The organism is Ancylomarina salipaludis, assembly GCF_004122035.1.
GTDB classification, from domain to species: domain Bacteria; phylum Bacteroidota; class Bacteroidia; order Bacteroidales; family Marinifilaceae; genus Ancylomarina; species Ancylomarina salipaludis.
Window position 1 is genome coordinate 189,916 of the sequence record NZ_SAXA01000001.1, and the last position, 17,626, is coordinate 207,541.

The following is a 17,626-nucleotide window of genomic DNA, read 5'->3' on the forward strand; positions in this document are numbered from 1 at the left end:
TAATTTATATCTTAGCTTATTCTTAAAACTTCTTTCATCACATTGGATAGGGTTCCCATCAGTGCTGCATCATCAATCAGGTCGGAACAAACAACTTCTGTTTCTGAACTAATTCGGTCCATAGCATATTTATTTAAGGCCATTCTCACAGGATCTACAATATACTTTCCGGTTTGAGCCAATCGCCCACCAATGATTATCATTTCGGGATTCAGTAAGTGAATCAAAGTCACCAGACCTTTCCCCAGATAATCACTCATTTTATTTAGCTGATCGATTGCAAATTGATCGCCATTATTGATAGCAGCGACAACCTCTCGCAAATCGATTGATTTGCCTTCGTCTTTAGCTTGACGTAAAAAACTTGCCTGCCCTTTTTCAATGCCTTCATTTACATTTCTGACCAGAATCTCACCCGAGGTTAAAGTCTCCAAGCAACCAATTTTTCCACAATAACACTGCTCGCCTTCCGGATCGATTAAAATATGACCAAACTCACCTGCAAAACCATTTTTACCTGAATACAACTGCTCATTTAAAATAATCCCCAGACCGATTCGGTTACTTAAATTCAGACATAAAACATCTTTTTTTCCTTTTGCTTTTCCAAAAGCTTTTTCTCCCAAAGCCATCATTCTGGCATCATTATCCAATACAACTGAGAAACCTAGCTTCTCACTCAAATAATTTCCCAGGCCCTGCTCTGCAAAAGTTAGGTGCGTAAATGACACCCCATTTTTAGCATCAATCAAACCGGGAATGGATAGCCCCATAGCTAAAACCTGCGATGTCGAAATGTTCTTCTCATTAAGTACGTCATTTATCTTCCCCACCAACTTGTCGGTATATGCTGATGAATTTTCAAGATCAAAATTCTTATACTCTTCACGACGAATAAGCTGATTGCTTAAATCAAACAGAGCAATAGTAAGCGTATGCAAATTGATATCAACACCTACAACATATTGATATGCCGGATTAATACAATACAAATTTGGACGTCTTCCTCCTATCGATTCTCCAATCCCATTATCAAGTAATACTCCAAAACCCAACAAATCATCAACCAACGAAGCAACCAAAGGTTGGCTGATTTTCGAATGTTTTACAATTTCGGCAATTGACGCATTCCCTGTTTCATACAAAAACGAAACAATCTTTCGATACTGTTCTTGTTTTCGATTTCTTGCATTTGCAGTTCCTGCAATCTCTTTTTCATATTTGAATTCCGGTCTCAATCTGTTTCTCTTTAGTTAGCGATTATTTCGTGATAAAAGTAAATTTATTTTTAAAAGAAATATCATCTTTTAAAATATTTTTTAAAAGTATTTTTCATTAGAGACTAATCCATTATCACTCTAAACAGTATCTCCTTTCAATACAGGCAGTTTTTACTATATTTGCCCGCAATAAAAAAATTTAGATATGAAATATACCCTATTTATTTTAGCCATTTGCCTCTTTACTTCCTGTAATAAAGACGAAGAAGCTGATTATACAGTGAAAAATGAAACCGAAATTCAAGACTACATTACAACACACAATCTGAATGCAGAAAAGAGTAGCTCAGGTTTGTATTATGTGATTGAAGAAATCGGTACTGGTAAAGCTGCCAGCCCGGATTCCTATGTAAATGTAACATACAAAGGTTATTTAACTAACGGAGACGTATTTGACGAAAGTGATTCTAATGGCATTTTCACGAACTTACAGCAAGTAATACAAGGTTGGACAGAAGGAATTAGTCATTTTAATGAAGGCGGTTGTGGGAAGCTTTTAATTCCATCTCGTCTGGCATATGGTAATTCAAGCAATGGCCCAATACCTGGAGGTTCTGTTCTTATTTTTGATATTCAACTTAAAACAGTATATGACAATTTAGAAACCTGTTTAAAAGCTAAAAACGAAACCGAAATTACCAATTACATAACAAACCATAAACTGGAAGCTCAAAGAAGCGATTCTGGCTTATATTATATAATTGAAGAAGAAGGAACGGGCATTCAACCCACTGCCAACTCAAATGTCACAGTAGCTTACAAAGGCTATTTCACCAATGATAAGGTATTTGATCAAAGTGGTTCTAATGGTATTTCTATTGGTTTGGATAAAGTTATTAAAGGGTGGACTGAAGGTATTCCCTATTTTAAAGAAGGTGGTAAAGGTAAACTATTAATTCCCTCACATTTAGGATATGGCGCCTACGGTGGAGGTTCAATTCCTGGCGGCACAGTTCTTATTTTTGATGTCAACCTTATAAAAGTTAATGAATAACAGACTAATCCGAAGATTAGCTTGACAAATTAAAAAGGCTTACCCTAAATTCTATTTTAGGGCAAGCCTTTTTTATTAAACCATTAACGTAGGTTTATCTACACGCCATATTTTTGTTTTAAGGGTTGGTTAATCACCTCCTTAAGTTTCTCTTGCAAAGCCTCAGTATCTTGTTTTGTTAATCCCTCAGTTGAAATAGGCGGATGAATAATAACTTCAGCTACACCCGGACTAGCATTTCCCTTAAACAAGCTGCTTCGTTGCAATCTTTTCCAATTGGTCGTTTGTGTCACAGGTAAAATAGGAATACCCATTTGTATGGCAATTGATACCGCTCCCGATTTAAACTCGCCTAATTTTGGTGCATTTTTCGGTATAGTCCCCTCAGGTAATATCACCAAAGGATGACCTTCCTTTACCACATCCATCATCGTTTTAAAACTTTTTAAAGCCCCAAGCCTGTTGTGTCTATCGACCAATATATTCATACCTGAGGTATAAAAAATGTGAAACAGAGGCCATTTTTCAATTTCCTTTTTACCTGTAAAAACAAAGTGCTGATCGAAAATAGCATAAAGAGGCGCCGGATCGAGAAATGATGTGTGATTGGAACAGATTAAAAAAGGCTGGTCTCTTAAAATATTCTCCCTTCCTTTTACTCGCAAATAAATACCCGAACCATAAAGCCAAACCTTAGCATAAACTCTAATGATTTTAAAAGCCGTAGGAAACCTCTCTTTTTTAGCCAAAAAGAAATAAAATAAAGGATAAAATAAGATTAAAGTCAATACAAAATAGAGCAGAAAATAGATTTTGTAAATCAGTTTAAATGGGAATAAGATAAAATTCATTATAAAAATCGATATTAAATTTAAGCTAACCAAAATGGAAGAGTCATCCATAAAACATTAACAATCTTTAAGTACAAATGCCTTAACTAAACCAATCCATAACTTACACAAAAGTAAAATATCAATTCGTATTATCATTCATAATCCTTTGGAATATCCAATTTAAGTTAATAATGCCAGGATATTCGCAAACTTAATACTGATCAGGATATGATATTAGGCATACTTCCTCTTTTAGATATTCATTATCTTGTACCGCAAAACAACACGACGCTAAAACACAGAACTATGAAAAAAACGTTTGTATTAGCCTTATTACTAATGGGAAGCTCCATTTTTGCAAAGGCACAATATGCTGAATATTTTACCTCAGCAACCATGCGATTGGATTATAATCATGTGGGAAACTCAAATGAGGAACACTTTGCATTCGACCAAATGGTCAACGACGGCGAATGGGCCGGAAGCAAAACAGTTTTAATTGACGACTTGAAATTAGGCAAATACTTTTTCGAAGTCAAAGACATTAAAACTGGCAAACTGCTTTATTCAAGAGGCTTTTCAAGTATTTATGGCGAGTGGGAAACCACACCCGAAGCAGATAACGAATGGGGAAGTTTTCATGAATCAATTCGTTTTCCCTGGCCCAAAACCGAAGTAAATGTAACCCTATCGAAACGTAATATTAATAATGGTTTCGATCCTGTTTGGACTTATAAGGTAAATCCCCAACACTACCGCGCTTTTACAAGTCCTGTTAAAAATTACTATAACACCATAGATTTAGTTGTAAACGGAAAACCCGAAAATCAAGTTGATATTGTTGTTCTAGGTGAAGGATATGCAAAAAAAGACATGGCTAAATTTAGAAAAGATGCTCAACGTTTTGCTGAAGTGCTTTTGAATACAGAACCTTACGCATCTTTCAAAGACAAATTCTCAATCAGAGCCGTTGAAACGCCATCTCCGGATTCAGGTGTTAACCACCCTCATCAGGATATTCACACTCGATCAGCGCTTTCTGTAACATATGGCGCTTTCGATTCAGAACGCTACGCCTTAGGTTTCGATAATAAAACCATTCGCAATGCAGCTGCTGCCGTACCCTATGAATTTACTGCTATTCTGATGAATGACTCTATCTATGGCGGTGGCGGTATTTACAACTTATACATCACTGCCGCAGTTGATAATGCGTTTCAGGAATACTTATTCGTTCATGAATTCGGCCATCACTTTGCCGATTTGGCTGATGAATATTACACATCAGCTACAGCTTACGAAATGGATGCCAAACATCTTGAGCCATGGGAGTTGAACGTAACAGCTAATGCCGATCCTGAAACCATCAAGTGGAAAGATATTGTAACTGAAAATACGCCTATTCCAACCCCTTGGGAGAAAGAAAAATATGACAAACACAGTATTGCCACTCAGAAGAAACGTGTCGAAATGCGTAAAGCTAAAGTTGACGAAAAGGTAATGGAAGACTTCTTTATCAAGAAAAGAACCTGGGATGACGAACTATTGGCTAATATGAAATACAGCGGCAAAGTGGGTGCATTTGAAGGAGCCCAATATAAATCAAAAGGCTTGTACAGAAGTGCTGCCAACTGCATCATGTTCACTCGTCACGATAAATTTTGTCCGGCTTGTCAAAGAGCCATCAAACTCATTATTGATCAGAATACAAAATAAAGTATTGGTCACAACCAGTTACAAAAGCGATTCATATAAAATGAGTCGCTTTTTTTTATATGTCCTCGAATAAAAGATTTTTAGCTCTTTAATTGTATTCATTTTAAATCTTAATATCTTAGACTTGAAATTATAACACATTACAATGCTTAGTCAACAACTCATACAATCTCCTGTTTTTAGAGGTATCAACGCCGAAGAAATGGAAGAGCTTCTGCAAAAAGTACAATACCGCATTCGAAAATACCATAAAGGCGACATGGTTGCCTTTCGGGAAGATCGATGTGAAAACCTAATGATTGTTCTCAAAGGCAGTGTTAAGGGGGAGATGCTCGATCCTTCAGGAAAAACGATTAAGATAGAAGATATTATGGCCCCCTATCCTATTGCTTCAGCTTTCCTTTTTGGGCAAAAAAATCAATTTCCGGTAAACGTTACAGCCAATGCCGATGTCGAAATATTCTTCCTCGATAAGCAATCGGTCATCGAACTTTTTCAAAACAATAAAACGTTCTTGGTCAACTATCTCAATTCCATTTCAAACAGATCACAATTCCTGGCTCAAAAGCTGCTTTTCCTCAGTTTCAAAACCATAAAAGGGAAACTGGCCAATTATATATTGAAACAAGCCGCTCCGGATAAAGAGAAAATTGAGCTACCCAAATCACAAGCTGAGATGGCACAGTTTTTTGGTGTTACACGTCCCTCATTCGCTCGTAGCCTAAAAGAGATGGAACAAGAAGGCATGATTGAAGTCAATCGGCGTGAAATTAAAATTAGAGATCGACGAGCCTTATTTAGTCTGATGCAGCAATAAGCTTATTCAGCTCGTATATAAATAACAGGCAGAGTTTACTTACACACCATAAACAATTATCCATCAAACAAATAATAAAACTCTATTTCATCAACGGTCGGATATAAAGACATTTTTATCCTTTTCAAGAAAAAAAATAATATTACTTTTGTGCTCTGAAAGGAGGCTTGACTTAACGCGTCTTAATATCAGTGTATTCAAGTCAATTTCAACAATAAGAAAACAATATTCAAAACATATAAATCTTTTAGCATGCACAATAGAGTTAACATTAGCGATAAAATTTATTGGGTAGGATGTAACGACAGAAGAACTCATCTTTTCGAAAATTATTGGCCTATTCCTAAAGGAGTCGCTTACAATTCATATGTCATTGTTGACGAGAAAATAGCCATTGTTGATACCGTTGAAAAAGGGGCTATGGATGAGTACCTTGACAATATTGAAGCGGTTTTAGATGGTCGTCAGGCAGATTATTTGATCGTGAACCATATGGAACCTGATCACTCAGGATCGATTCGTTCGTTAACCGAACGTTACCCTAATATGCAAATCGTTGGAAACAAGAAAACCTTCCCAATGCTAAAGGGTTTTTATGGTATTTCTGAAAATTTGCTTGAGGTAAAGGAAGGCGATTCTATCGATTTAGGCGAACACAAACTTAATTTCGCTATGGTGCCTATGTTACACTGGCCTGAGACTATGGTCACTTTTGAATCAACAAAGGGAATTCTATTCTCTGGGGATGCATTTGGTGCTTTTGGTACTTTGGACGGTAGTATTTTCGACGATGAGTTGGATCTGGATTATCTTGAAGAAGAAATCAGCCGCTACTACTCAAATATCGTAGGTAAATATGGTAGTCCAACTCAGCAGGCGCTTAAGAAATTAGGCGGACTGGATATTAAAATGATTTGTGCGACTCACGGTCCTGTTTGGAGAACTCATATCGCCGATATTATTGCAAAATACGACAAGTGGAGCAAATACGATACTGACGAAGGGGTTGTGATCGTATTCTCATCGATGTATGGTAATACCGAAAAGATGGCTGACAATATTGCACGTCAATTGGTTAAGCGTGGTATCAAAAAGATCAGAATCCACGATGCCTCTAAAACGCACCCTTCTTACATCATCAACGATATTTTCCGTTTCCGTGGTGTCATCTTAGGTTCTTGTGCTTACAATGGCGGTCTTTTCCCTGCTATGGAAACCTTGATTCACGAACTGCAGAATATGGCCGTTAAGAATCATGTCTTGGGTATTTTCGGATCGAAAGCCTGGGGGGGCGGTGGTGTTCGCACACTAAGCAAATTTGCTGAGACTATTAAATGGGAAGTGGTTGCTGAACCTGCAGAAGCGCTTTGTGCTCCTGCGAACAAGGATTACAACCAATGTGAAGCCATTGCTGAGAGCATGGCCAATCGTTTGAAAGAATTATATAGCTAGATCTAAAATTTAGATCTCAAAGTAAATCATTAAGCTCTCTCGATCATTCGAGGGAGCTTTTTCTTTGCATGTCTTTCGAAACAAAAAATCCCAACTGTACATGACTTACAGTTGGGATAAAAAACGAACGAGTTTTTAAAAATCAATTACTTTATTTCGATCAAACTGATGGCTGCACCACCACCTGCTGCTAAATGCAGATCTAAGACCGATTTCGAATCGACAACCTGTGATTCTATTTTATAATCGGTAGGATTTTTATCCCAATGTGCATTATCTCCATCCAGATAAAGGCTTGCCTTATATTTTTTCCCTGCAGGAAGAAAATCAAGTTTAAGACTCATATCTCTGGCATTTTCATCAGTAATTGCCCCAACAAACCAATTCTTTGAAGCTCTGTCCTGACGAGCAATCGTTACAAAGTCACCAATCTCGCCATTCAAAACTTTTGATTGTTCCCAATTAACTGCTACATCGCGGATAAATTGAAAAGCCGGATGCCCCTTATAATTTTCAATCAAATCCGGCACCATCTGGATAGGGCTATTGATCACCACATATAAAGCCAACTGATGCGCCAGTGTTGTATTCACCTGATTGTTTTCTTTATATGGTTTTAATTTAATATTAAAAATCCCGGGTGTATAATCAATAGGGCCAGCCAACATACGTGTAAAAGCCACGATAGGTAAGTGTTCTGCAGGGTTTCCCCCATCACTCGACCAGGCATTAAATTCCTGACCACGTAAACCTTCACGAGAAATGGCATTGGGGTAAGTTCGACGCAAACCGGTCGCTTTAATTGGCTCATGCGCGTTGACAGCCACCTTATATTTTGCCCCCATTTCCAAAGCACGACGATAATGATTTACCATCCACTGGCCATGATGATATTCTCCTTTAGGAATGAGCTTACCCACATAACCTGTTTTAACCGAATGAATCCCCAATGAATTCATCAAATGATAAGCGGTATCCAGTTGCTGATCATAGGTACGAGGTGCTGCAGACGTTTCATGATGCATTATCAACTCAACCCCTTTTTCTTTTCCATAACGAACAACTTCCGGTAAATCGTAATCATCGTAAGCCGTTACAAAATCAAATACCCCTTCGCGGTCTTCAAAACCAATCCAGTGTTCCCAACCCGTGTTCCAGCCTTCAACTAAAATTCCTCCAATATTATTTTCCGATGCGAAATCGATCAGCTCTTTAGCATATTCGGTGGTTGCACCATGTCGTCCACTGGCTTTATCCCAGGTCTTGGTTCCCAAGTGCATATCCCACCAAATGCCCACATACTTCATTGGTTTGAAATAGGATACATCACCAATCTTGTTCGGTTCGTTTAAATTTACAATTAAATCCGACTCGATTAGGTCACCTGCTTTCTCTGCAATTTGAATGGTACGCCAGGGCGTGTGAAATGGTAACGATCGTTTCACCTTATAGTCAGTTCTTTCAGATCCAACCAAAGTAGAAACCATCTTCATATTCGAAGTATCTACTTTAAGTGTCATCCCTGAATAATCAGTCAGGTTGGCCTCATGAAAACTCAAATAAATACCCTCTACCGTTTTCATACTAACAGGCGTATTCATAGCATTATTTGGGATAGATGTTTGTGCCAAACTTGCATGACCACGCAATTTAGTCGCATCAATTTCAGAAAACTGACTTGTATGATAAAGATGTTCGTAAATATCCCAGTCTCCCGGAATCCACCAAACCTTATGATCTCCAGTCAAATTAAACTCTGTATTCTCTTCCGCAATCAAGAGCTCTTTCATAGCTTCCTGTTCAGGAAACTCGTATCTAAAACCGATTCCATCATTATAGGCTTTAAACTCCAAATTCATTTTTCTATTGGGAGCCTGTTTTTCAACTAAAGCCACAATAAGTTCGTTAAAGTGATCTTCAACCACACGCTTTTCGCCCCAAGGCATCTCCCAATTAGAATTGCTACTTGTTTCTTTGGCTGATACAATTTCCCATCCCGATTTAATAGCTGGCATATTGGTAAAATCGAACCCCAATGTCGAAGGATTAATGACTGATTTCCCATTGAAACTTACTTGATAAGTTGGTTGACCACTTTCAAGATTAATTGAAATTGCAATTTTACCATCAGGTGATTTAAGCTCTTGTTTTTGCATATTGCCATTACAAGAAACCATAGCCATTGTCAAAATGACCAAGCCAAATAAAAGTCTTTTAATGTTCATGAGTTTATAATTTGATTTTGATTGTTTTCGATATTCAAAATAAGAGCATTCAATTTCCAATAACTAAAATATAAACCAATATATAGACAATAATCAGCAAACTCAAAACACAAATACTTAATTAACTGACAATTACATACAATTTATTTAATCAAAAATATAGATAATATAAAAAAGAATTTATACCGATTTAATCGCCATCACCTTCAAATCAAACTCCTCGTTAGGATAAATGGAACGATTCCGAATCTTGGTTTTGTAAGTGTAAATGGTATTAACCGACAGGTTGAGGATTCCGGCAATTTTCTCACTATCGTTCACGCCAATTCGAATCAGTGCAAAGATTCGAAGATCGGTATTCAAACTTAATTCGTCCTTTAAACGGATACGATCCTTTTCATCGAAAAGCTGATTGAAGCGCTGTACAAAATCAGGAAACAACTTTAAGAAAATTCGATCGAAGTCTTCAAATAAGCGTTGACGTTCCTTTTTTGAATTGTATTTCTTCAATTCCTGTTCAATATTATCGTAGGACTTTGTGATCAGCTGACGAGAGATAGACTTCTTAAAATCTTCAAGTTTGTCGATGTATTGGGAACTAAAATTGAAATAATAACCGATATATTCCTCTTTTATCTGACTTGCCTCACGAAGCATTTCATTCACATGAATTAAATTCTGATTGCTTCGCACAATTTCCTTTCGCGCCTGACGTAATTTCTGCAATTGTCGAAGAATAACCAATGAAAAAACCAAAACCAACACTCCTATCAAGCCAAACATCTTTTTCTGCTTATTTTCCTTTCGAAAACGTGCCGACTCAATTAGAGGTAAAATATATGAAATCTCAAACTTGCGTTGTTCCGAACCATAAAAATCGGCATCAGCTTTGGCTAGTAAAATGTATTGATATGCTTTTTCAATTTCCACTTCCTTATAAAATATTTCAGCTAACGATCGGCAGGCTGTGGTTTCCTTTGTCGAGGATTTGATATCGGCAATACTGGCTTGCATTAAGTATTCTTTTGCCTTCTCCACTTCCCCCTTGTCCGAATAAATAAATCCCAAACCCGAAGTCACAATCGCCGTTTCATGATTATTCAAGTTAAATTGATTCAAAAGCTCGATATAATAATCCTCAGCTTGATTCAACTTACCAGTCACCATGCTTTGTAATGCCAACCCTAATAGCTTCTCAAAAGAAGGCTCCTTAAACTCATCAATCAGCTTCTGACTGTAGAAATGGCCCAATTTCTTATAGGCTTCGCTGTAATGTTTGTCTCGTGAATAGCCTGATAAATCGTAATAAGCCCGATATGCCGTGCTGTAGAATTCTTTCCTTTTCTCATTAGACAAGTACTGATACTCAACCGTATTTAAAGTATCAATCGAAGACGTATACAAACCTTTTAAAAGCATAATCAGACTGAGCTTCGACTTGGACTCAGCAATTTTCGACTTATCGTTTAATTGATAAGCCAAACGGTTGGCTGACTGTGCATATTTAAATGCCGAATCGTAAACAAAATATTCGTAAGCCTTTACGGATTGCATTAACGCTATGAATTCCTTATCTCTATTTTTTTCTTCTCTGGTAGATTGCAAATCTTTCAGGAGATTTTTAATTGTCTTCTTCTTTACAGCATCAATTTCATCCCGTTTTGAGATATAATGATCCAATTGCTTAGACCAATCAGTTTGAGCGATACTGGTCTGACAAAGAAAGATCTGAACAAATAAAAACGAAAAGAAAAACCTTAGCATATTGAACTTTAAGTATTAAAATAAATGTAGCATACAAAGTAAAGCATAAAATGTAAAAACAAAAACAGGAGATCAAGTGCTAACCAATCTCCTGTCTTCTCTAACTCTAATCTACTTAAACTATAAACTGAAACAAATCTGTTTTATCATTCAGGTATTCGAAAATAAATTTTCGATCCGTCATTCTATCTTGCAGACGCTGCAAGTCTTCAGGTTTTTGCACCTCAATTCCAATTACAGCCGGGCCTTTTTCACGACTGCTTTTTTTATAATATTCAAAGTGAGTAATATCGTCACCCGCATCAAGCACATCGTTTACAAATTCCTTTAATGCACCTGATCGTTGTGGAAATCGAACAATAAAATAATGCTTAAGGCCTTCATACAAAAGGCTTCTCTCCTTTATCTCTTCCATTCGGGTAATGTCGTTATTGCTGCCACTAAGGATACAAACCACATTTTTTCCCTTAATTTTATCTCCTATCAACTCCAAAGCAGCTATTGACAAAACGCCGGCAGGTTCAGCAACTATAGCATCCTCATTATACAAGCGCAAAATGGTCGAGCAAATCAAGCCTTCGGGCACAACCAAAATGTCATCCAAAACCTTATTGCAAATCTGCCAGGTGTAATCGCCCACCTTTTGAACGGCTGCCCCATCAACGAATCGATCGATACTATCCAAGGCCAGATTGCACTGATTATCCAGTGCCAATTTCATTGAAGCTGCCCCCTGTGGTTCTACTCCTATAATCTTTGTATTGGGACTAAACTCTTTGATCCAGGCACCAACTCCCGAAGCCAATCCCCCACCACCTATGGGTAGCAACAGATAATCAATCGGTTCGGTAAACTGTTGTAATATCTCGAGTCCAATTGTCCCCTGCCCTTCTATGGTTTTAGGATCATCAAAAGGGTGAATAAAGGTTTTGCCTTGCTCTTTAGCATCCGCAATCGCCTTTGAAGATGCATCATCAAAAGTATCTCCTGTCAGGAAAACTTCCACATAATCGCCACCAAACATTTTCACCTGTTTAATCTTCTGACGAGGTGTGGTTTCGGGCATATAAATACTGCCAAAACATTTCAGTTTCTGGCAGGAATAAGCCACCCCCTGAGCATGATTCCCCGCACTGGCACAAACAATTCCTTTGTCCAGATTCGCCTTGCTCAAACTCGCAATCTTATTGAAAGCCCCTCTTATTTTATAAGAACGAACCAATTGCAAATCCTCTCTTTTTAGATGAATATTGGCCTGATAACGCGAAGACAAATTCAAATTATTTAGTAACGGAGATGCTAAGACAACCTCCTGAACCGTTCGGTTAGCCTTGACGATCTCCGACATTTTAGGATAATATTCCTTTTTATTTTCTGACACAATTTTCCCTTTTAGAATTCAAATGATGCTCAGGCATTAACCTGAGCATTCTGTAAAACTTGCTATGGGGTAACCAATCCCACAAACACAAGATTAACTACAAACTATTTTCTTTTATAAAATTGACTAACCAATCACCAACTTCAGAGGTCGAAAAGGCTTTGCCTCCCTCTGCTAAATCTTCAGTCACAAAATTGGCTTCTATTGATTTCTCTACAGCTAAACGAACCAAAGCTGCTTCCATTTTTAAACCAAAAGCATGATCAAGCATCATGGCAGCTGATAGAACGGTAGCACATGGGTTCGCAATATTCTTACCTGCAGCCTGAGGATAGGAACCATGAATCGGTTCGAAAATTGATGTATGAATACCAATTGAAGCTGAAGGCAACATGCCCAGTGATCCCGAAATAACACTCGCCTCATCGGTTAATATATCACCAAACATATTCTCGGTTACCATCACATCGAAACGCTTCGGCCAGGTGATAATTTGCATCGCCGCATTATCCACAAACATATACTCCACCTCTATTTGGGGATATTCAGGCTCAAGTTTCTGAGCAATTTCTCTCCAAAGACGGGACGTAGCCAAGACATTGGCTTTATCTACAACGGTTAATTTCTTTCGACGTTTACCTGCAAATTCAAAACCCAAACGGACAATTCGTTCCACCTCTTCAGCAGTATAAACACAGGTATCGTAAGCTGTTTGCCCATCTTCAGAACGTCCTTGGGGCCGACCAAAATAAATGCCGCCTGTTAACTCACGTATGCACAAAAAATCGACCCCTTCGAGCAATTCTGTTTTAAGGGGGGACTTATGCAATAAAGCCTTAAAAGGTTCCAAAGGACGAAGATTGGCATACAAACCCAACTTCTGTCTCATGGCTAATAGCCCCTGCTCCGGACGAACTTTTGCATTGGGATCATTATCATATTTGGGATCTCCAATAGCACCAAAAAGAACTGCATCCGAATTCATACACAGTTCATGTGTTTCATCCGGATAAGGATTTCCATGTACATTAATGGCTGAAGCTCCAATTAAAGCCTCGGTATATTCAAATTGATGATCGAATTTTTCTGCAATTGCATCAATCACTTTGCGCGCTTGTGCAACAATTTCGGGACCGATACCATCACCGGCTAATACTGCAATTTTATATGACATCATTATGATGATTTGTGTTTTTATTAATATATGATCGTGTTATCAACTTTCAATTATCGGTTATCTCAGTTTCTATTAGATTATAAGGATGATGACCGACAAGAGAAAACGACCAGCGCAACCTTTAACCTTTAACCTTTAACCTTTAACCTTTAACCTTTAACCTTAAACCTTTAACCTTGATTCCTCAAAATCATGAATCTTAGTCTTCTTATCAATCAAGTAATCAATATCATCGAATCCATTTAAAAGACAAGTCTTCTTGTAAGGATTAATCTCAAACTGAAAAACTTCATCCTTATAGCTCAGCTCTTGTTTCTCCAAATCAATACTTAATTTCTGAGAATGATCTTTCTCAATAGCCTCGAATAGTTTTTCAAGAAACTCAGCAGACACCTGGATCGGCAATACCCCATTGTTCAAGGCATTGTTTCTGAAAATATCGGCAAAGAAACTGCTGATAACAACTTTAAAACCATAGTCGGCAATGGCCCAGGCGGCATGTTCTCTTGATGAACCGGATCCAAAATTCTTTCCGGCAACCAAGACTTGTCCTGAATACTCGGGTTGATTTAATACGAAATCTTTAATCGGGTCTCCGGAAGAATCAAAACGCCAATCGCGAAACAGGTTTTCACCAAAACCATCGCGACTGGTTGCTTTCAAAAAACGGGCAGGTATAATCTGATCGGTATCCACATTCTCGTTGGGAAGTGGTACACAAGATGATTCTAAATATGTAAATTTATCTACGGACATTGTATATCTGTTTAATGTAAAAGATGAAATCTGTTGTCTATAACAGACAACTAATACTGTATTACAAAAATTCCCGGGGATCGGTAATCACTCCTGTAATAGCCGCTGCTGCTGCAGTCAGGGGACTTGCCAATAAAGTTCGTGAACCAGGCCCCTGTCTTCCTTCAAAATTCCTATTGGACGTGGAAACACAGTATTTACCTGCTGGCACCTTATCCTCATTCATTGCCAAACACGCTGAACAACCGGGTTGACGAAGCTCAAATCCTGCCTCCTCTAAAATTTCAACCAAACCTTCTTCAATCGCCTGTTTTTCGACCTTTTTAGAGCCTGGAACAATCCATGCTGTGATTGAATCGGCCTTTTGGCGTCCCTTCACCAAAGCAGCAAAAGCTCTTAAATCTTCAATTCGCCCATTGGTACAAGAGCCAATAAAAACGTAATCAACTTTCTTACCCAGAATTTTTCTACCAAACTCATAATCCATATAAGCCAATGATTTCTTAAACGATGGAAGCTCCGAAGCTTGAATATCTGCCAGAGCAGGAACACTTGCTGTAATTCCCATTCCCATGCCAGGATTGGTTCCGTATGTAATCATGGGTTCAATGTCTTCTGCCCTAAATGTGTATTCCTTATCGAATACAGCACCTTCATCCGTTTTTAAAGTCTTCCACTTTTCTAAAGCCTGTTCCCAGGCCTCTCCCTTTGGGGCATGCATTCTACCTTTCACATATTCAAATGTGGTTTCATCAGGCGCAATCATCCCGCCACGAGCCCCCATCTCGATACTCATATTACAAACAGTCATTCTGCCTTCCATGCTAAGGCTTCGAACTGCTGATCCGGCATACTCAACAAAGTAGCCCGTAGCACCACCGGTTCCCAATTGCGCAATCACATAAAGCGTTAAATCTTTCGCTGAAACACCTTTAGCTAACTCGCCATCAATAGTAATCCGCATCTTTTTAGGCTTGGATTGCATAATGCATTGCGTGGCAAAAACCATCTCAACCTCCGATGTCCCAATTCCAAAAGCCACAGCGCCAAAAGCCCCATGTGTTGAGGTATGACTGTCGCCGCAAACCAAAGTCATACCAGGCTGGGTATGTCCCAGTTCCGGCCCAACCACATGCACAATACCATTATTGGGATGATTCAGACCGTACATTTCAATCTGATTTTTCTCACAGTTCGCTTTTAAAGTTTCAACCTGCGTCCGCGATTCCATATCAACGATAGGCAAATCCTGATTCACAGTTGGAACATTGTGATCTGGCGTTGCGATAGTTCTTTCCGGTCTAAATACCTTTAAACCTCTTGCATTCAAGCCCGAAAAAGCCTGCGGGCTGGTTACCTCATGAATCAAATGCTTGTCGATATAAAGAATGTTTGGACCACCTTCAACATGTTCGACCACGTGTGCATCCCAGACCTTATCAAATAGTGTTTTTGCTTTCAAAATATTGTATTTTATGAATTGTGGGTTTGTAAATAATTGACTGACATTCGTTTTCAGTTATCATTTACTGATAACTTGAATTAAACCAACTTCGCCAAGGCATTCACCAAGGCCTCAACCGAAGCGGTAATGATGTCGATATTGGCTCCAAAGCCATAATACATTTTACCTTGGTGCTGCAACTGCACATGCACTTTCCCCAAATCATCGCTGCCACGAGTCAAGGTTTGCACAAGGAATTCTTCCATCGAAAACTTCTGCTTTATCAACTTCTTAACTGCATTAAAACAAGCATCAATAGGACCATTTCCCTCAGCCGTAGCTGCACAGGATTCTCCTTTGATCTTGAGATGAACCGTGGCCATAGGAGTCGTCGATTTACCGGCAAGCACTTGCAACAATTCCAACTCAACGGATTGGGTTTCCAACTCATGATCCCCCATCAACTCAGCCAAATCATTTTCGTTCACATTCTTTCTCTCATCAGCCATCACCAGGAATCTTGAGTAAGCATCATCCAAATCTTCCTTCGAAAGGGTGTAGCCCATTTCACCAAGGTGATGATTCAATGCTGCACGACCACTTCGGGCAGATAGAATAATAGCCGATTCCTTAATACCGACATCAGCAGGATCGATAATCTCGTAATTCTCACGATTTTTCAAAACCCCATCCTGATGAATACCCGATGAATGGGCAAAAGCATTACGACCAACAATAGCCTTATTTGCCTGAACCGGCATATTCATCAATGAAGAAACCAAACGGCTGGCCTCATAAATACCTTTCGTATTGATATGTGTATGGTAAGGCAAATCGTGATGCGTCTTAATTGCCATCACCACTTCTTCAAGAGACGTATTCCCCGCACGCTCGCCAATTCCGTTCAAAGTCACTTCAACCTGACGCGCACCATTGATCACACCACTCAATGAATTGGCTGTGGCCATACCCAAATCGTTATGACAATGCGTCGACAAGATCGCCTTATGAACATTGGATACATTTTCCATCAGATATTTGATTTTCGCACCATATTCGCTTGGCAAACAATAGCCTGTTGTATCCGGAATATTGATAACGGTTGCTCCTGCTTTAATCACAGCTTCAACCACTCTTGCCAGGTATGCATTATCCGAGCGGCCTGCATCCTCACAATAAAATTCCACATCCTCAACATAACGCTTGGCATATTTTACCGCTCGAACGGCACGATCAAGAATCTCATCAGGATTTGAATTTAACTTATTAAATATGTGATAAGACGAGGTTCCAATCCCCGTATGAATTCGACCTCTTTTAGCAAACTTAAGTGCCTGAGCAGCCACATCAATATCCTTTTCAACAGCACGGGTTAATGCGCAAATTGTAGGATGGCTCACTGCTTTGGCTATTTCGACTACAGATTGAAAATCTCCCGGACTTGATACAGGAAAACCCGCTTCGATCACATCGACGCCTAAAGCCTCAAGCGTTCTTGCGACTTCAATCTTCTCAATTGTGTTCAACTGACAGCCAGGGACCTGCTCCCCATCACGCAATGTGGTGTCGAAAATAAATAATCTATCACTCATTTTTTCTTGTGTTTTGTGGTTAAGTTTTATTCGGTTAATAGCCAAAAAAAAAGTCCTTCCTTATGGGAAGAACTTCGTATAATTTTATCTGATCGGATTTAAATTACAGCACAGTCTTCCCTCTCGATCTCATAATAATGAGGTCGATAATGAGAATTAAACCAATAAGAATAAGATTCATCTTCATGATATTTT

The 17,626-nt window shown here is 38.7% G+C and carries 13 protein-coding genes; 4 read left to right on the forward strand and 9 right to left on the reverse strand.

Going from position 1 to position 17,626, the window contains the following annotated elements:
• Window positions 1-11: 11 nt before the first annotated feature.
• Window positions 12-1,238 carry an ROK family protein gene (locus tag EO244_RS00845; protein ID WP_129252012.1) on the reverse strand — a complete coding sequence of 409 codons (1,227 nt, stop codon included), beginning with the start codon at window positions 1,236-1,238 and terminating at the stop codon, window positions 12-14.
• Between the two features lie 187 nt (window positions 1,239-1,425).
• Here EO244_RS00845 and EO244_RS16985 point away from each other — a divergent pair, with 187 nt between their 5' ends.
• Window positions 1,426-2,274, forward strand: a complete 849-nt coding sequence (locus tag EO244_RS16985) for an FKBP-type peptidyl-prolyl cis-trans isomerase (protein ID WP_206734433.1) — start codon at window positions 1,426-1,428, stop codon at window positions 2,272-2,274.
• A 98-nt stretch (window positions 2,275-2,372) separates the two neighbouring features.
• On the opposite strand, the gene EO244_RS00855 is transcribed toward EO244_RS16985, so the two are convergent.
• Complete coding sequence (locus EO244_RS00855) at window positions 2,373-3,125, reverse strand: lysophospholipid acyltransferase family protein (protein ID WP_164977378.1); 753 nt, start codon at window positions 3,123-3,125, stop codon at window positions 2,373-2,375.
• Between the two features lie 288 nt (window positions 3,126-3,413).
• Between EO244_RS00855 and EO244_RS00860 the strand changes: the two genes are divergently transcribed.
• The 3 genes from EO244_RS00860 to EO244_RS00870 all read left to right on the forward strand — a co-directional run bounded on the left by EO244_RS00860 (window position 3,414) and on the right by EO244_RS00870 (window position 7,092).
• A complete protein-coding gene (locus tag EO244_RS00860) occupies window positions 3,414-4,823 on the forward strand; it encodes a M64 family metallopeptidase (RefSeq protein ID WP_164977379.1) in 1,410 nt (469 codons plus the stop codon).
• Window positions 4,824-4,968: 145 nt separating this feature from the next.
• Window positions 4,969-5,640, forward strand: a complete 672-nt coding sequence (locus tag EO244_RS00865) for a Crp/Fnr family transcriptional regulator (RefSeq protein ID WP_129252019.1) — start codon at window positions 4,969-4,971, stop codon at window positions 5,638-5,640.
• 252 nt (window positions 5,641-5,892) lie between these two features.
• The gene (locus tag EO244_RS00870) at window positions 5,893-7,092 is read left to right on the forward strand and encodes an FprA family A-type flavoprotein (RefSeq protein ID WP_129252021.1); all 1,200 of its coding nucleotides are present in this window, start codon (window positions 5,893-5,895) and stop codon (window positions 7,090-7,092) included.
• Between the two features lie 146 nt (window positions 7,093-7,238).
• Here the strand turns inward: EO244_RS00870 and EO244_RS00875 are convergent, their stop codons facing one another.
• From EO244_RS00875 to EO244_RS00905, 7 genes are all read right to left on the reverse strand, one after another.
• On the reverse strand, window positions 7,239-9,317 hold the full coding sequence (locus tag EO244_RS00875) for a glycoside hydrolase family 97 protein (RefSeq protein ID WP_129252023.1): 2,079 nt from the start codon (window positions 9,315-9,317) through the stop codon (window positions 7,239-7,241).
• Between the two features lie 180 nt (window positions 9,318-9,497).
• Window positions 9,498-11,081, reverse strand: a complete 1,584-nt coding sequence (locus EO244_RS00880) for a DUF6377 domain-containing protein (protein ID WP_129252024.1) — start codon at window positions 11,079-11,081, stop codon at window positions 9,498-9,500.
• A gap of 115 nt (window positions 11,082-11,196) precedes the next feature.
• Window positions 11,197-12,462, reverse strand: coding sequence for a threonine ammonia-lyase IlvA (gene ilvA, locus EO244_RS00885; RefSeq protein ID WP_206734434.1), 1,266 nt, complete (start codon window positions 12,460-12,462; stop codon window positions 11,197-11,199).
• Window positions 12,463-12,559: 97 nt separating this feature from the next.
• Window positions 12,560-13,636, reverse strand: coding sequence for a 3-isopropylmalate dehydrogenase (gene leuB / locus EO244_RS00890; protein ID WP_129252026.1), 1,077 nt, complete (start codon window positions 13,634-13,636; stop codon window positions 12,560-12,562).
• A 165-nt stretch (window positions 13,637-13,801) separates the two neighbouring features.
• A complete protein-coding gene (gene leuD, locus EO244_RS00895; RefSeq protein WP_129252028.1) occupies window positions 13,802-14,395 on the reverse strand; it encodes a 3-isopropylmalate dehydratase small subunit in 594 nt (197 codons plus the stop codon).
• Between the two features lie 61 nt (window positions 14,396-14,456).
• A complete protein-coding gene (gene leuC / locus EO244_RS00900; protein WP_129252030.1) occupies window positions 14,457-15,857 on the reverse strand; it encodes a 3-isopropylmalate dehydratase large subunit in 1,401 nt (466 codons plus the stop codon).
• Window positions 15,858-15,937: 80 nt separating this feature from the next.
• Window positions 15,938-17,431, reverse strand: coding sequence for a 2-isopropylmalate synthase (locus tag EO244_RS00905; RefSeq protein ID WP_129252032.1), 1,494 nt, complete (start codon window positions 17,429-17,431; stop codon window positions 15,938-15,940).
• Between the last annotated feature and the right edge of the window lie 195 nt (window positions 17,432-17,626).